The organism is Salmonella enterica subsp. arizonae (genome assembly GCF_008692845.1).
GTDB classification, from domain to species: Bacteria; Pseudomonadota; Gammaproteobacteria; order Enterobacterales; family Enterobacteriaceae; genus Salmonella; species Salmonella arizonae.
Map to the genome: position 1 here is coordinate 1 of NZ_VXJW01000028.1, position 2176 is coordinate 2176.

Annotated in this window: 1 protein-coding gene; it reads left to right on the forward strand. The window is 62.0% G+C overall.

The window, feature by feature from the left end:
• Positions 1-2176: Ig-like domain-containing protein (locus F4V61_RS21935; RefSeq protein ID WP_211359257.1), on the forward strand; the 2176-nt coding region annotated here is incomplete at both ends.

Sequence of the window (2176 nt, forward strand, 5' to 3'; positions counted from 1 at the left end):
TGGAGCTTTACGCCGACAGCGCCGTGGGGTGACGGCGGCTACACGCTGACGGTGATGGTGGAGGATAAAGCCGGGAACGTCAGCCATTCCGCCCCGCTGACGGTGACGGTGGACACGCAGACAGCCATTAACAGTATTGAGCTGGTTAACGACACCGGCATTCCGGACGACAACCTGACCAATGCGGTGCGTCCGCACTTCCGGGTGACGGTGCCGGATGATGTGAACGCGGTACGCCTGAGCATCGACGGCGGCAAGACGTGGGTGGATGCGAAGAGAACTTCCGCCGGCGTCTGGGACTACAGCTGGCTGACGGATGTGACCGAAGGGGCGCACACGCTGACGGTGGAGGCCACCGATGTGGCGGGCAACACGGTAAAAGAGGCGATGAGTTTCACCATCGACACCACGCTGTCGGTACCGCTCATTGCGCTGGACAGCGCGGATGACAGCGGCGTCAGGGGGGATGAACTGACCCGGGTGAACAGGCCGACGTTCTTACTGGACAACATTGATAACGATGCGCGTTATGTCACGGTGGAAGTTCAGCATGGCAGCACCAGGGAGGTGCTGAAGGCGACGCAGGGTGCGAACGGACGCTGGAGTTTCACCCCGGCGGGCGACTGGGCGGACGGTCAGTACACGCTGACGGTAAAAGTGGAAGACGAGGCGGGGAACATTCGCCAGTCTGCGCCGCTGACGGTGACTGTTGATACTCAGACAGCCATTGATGGTATCGAGCTGGTGAACGACCACGGTATTTCCGGCGATAACCTGACCAGCGCCCTGCGTCCGGAGTTCCGGGTGACGACACCGGGGGATGTGAATGCGGTTCGTCTGAGTCTGGACGGTGATACGAACTGGGTGAACGCGACGAAGAATGCCGCCGGGGTCTGGGAATACAGCTGGCCGGGCGACGTGGGCGAGGGTAAACACACGCTGACGGTGGAGGCGACGGATGCGGCGGGCAACACGGCGACGCGGACGCTGGAGTTTACCGTTGACACCACCCTGTCGGTGCCGGTCATCACGCTGGACAGCGCGGATGACAGCGGCAACAGGGGTGATAACGTCACCAGCGTCAGGTCGCCGGGCTTTACCATCGAAAATATCGATCCTGATGCGAACCGGGTGACGGTACAGATCGCGCATGACGGCAGCAGCCGGGAGGTGGAGCTGACCCAGACCGGTGGCCGGTGGCACTTTACGCCGGACAGTGAGTGGACGGACGGGAGCTACACGCTGACGGTGAAAGTGGAGGACAATGCGGGAAATATCCGTTATTCCACGCCGCTGGACGTGAAGGTGGACACGCATACGGCGATTGCTCGTATTGAGCTGGTAAATGACAACGGTGTACCGGATGACAACCTGACCAACGAGATGCGCCCGCAGTTCCGGGTGACGGTGCCGGAGGATGTGACCGTGGTACGCCTGAGTCTGGACGGCAGTGGCAGCTGGGTGAATGCGACGGCGGGAGCAACGAAAGGGGAATGGAACTACAGCTGGCCGTCAGATGTGGGCGAGGGTAAGCACACGCTGACGGTGGAAGTGACCGATGCGGCGGGCAACACGGCGACGAAGACCCTGGACTTCAGCATTGACACGAAGCTGTCGGAGCCGGTCATCACGCTGAACAGCGCGGATGACACGGGCGTGCCGGGAGACGGTCTGACCAGCCGCGCGCAGCCGTCGTTCACGCTGCAGGATATCGATGCCGATGTGGTGAGAGTGACAGTGAGCGTGGAGCACGGAGGAAGGACCGAGACGTTTGACGTGTTACAGGGTGCGGGCGGATGGAGCTTCACACCGACGGCGGCATGGGCGGATGGCAGTTACACGCTGAAGGTGACGGTGGAGGACGAGGCGGGCAATATCCGCCATTCAGCGCCGCTGGACGTGAAGGTGGACACACAGACGGTGATTGACCGTATTGAGCTGGTGAATGACAGCGGCGAGCCGGCAGATAACCTGACCAACGATGTGCGACCGGAGTTCCGGGTGACGGTGCCGGAGGATGTGAACAGGGTGCGGGTGAGCCTGGACGGGGGTAAGACGTGGATGGATGCGACGAAGGCATCGGCAGGCGTCTGGAGTTATACCTGGTCGTCCGATGTGACCGAAGGCGCGCACGTGCTGACGGTGGAGGCGACCGATATTGCGGGCAATACGGCGA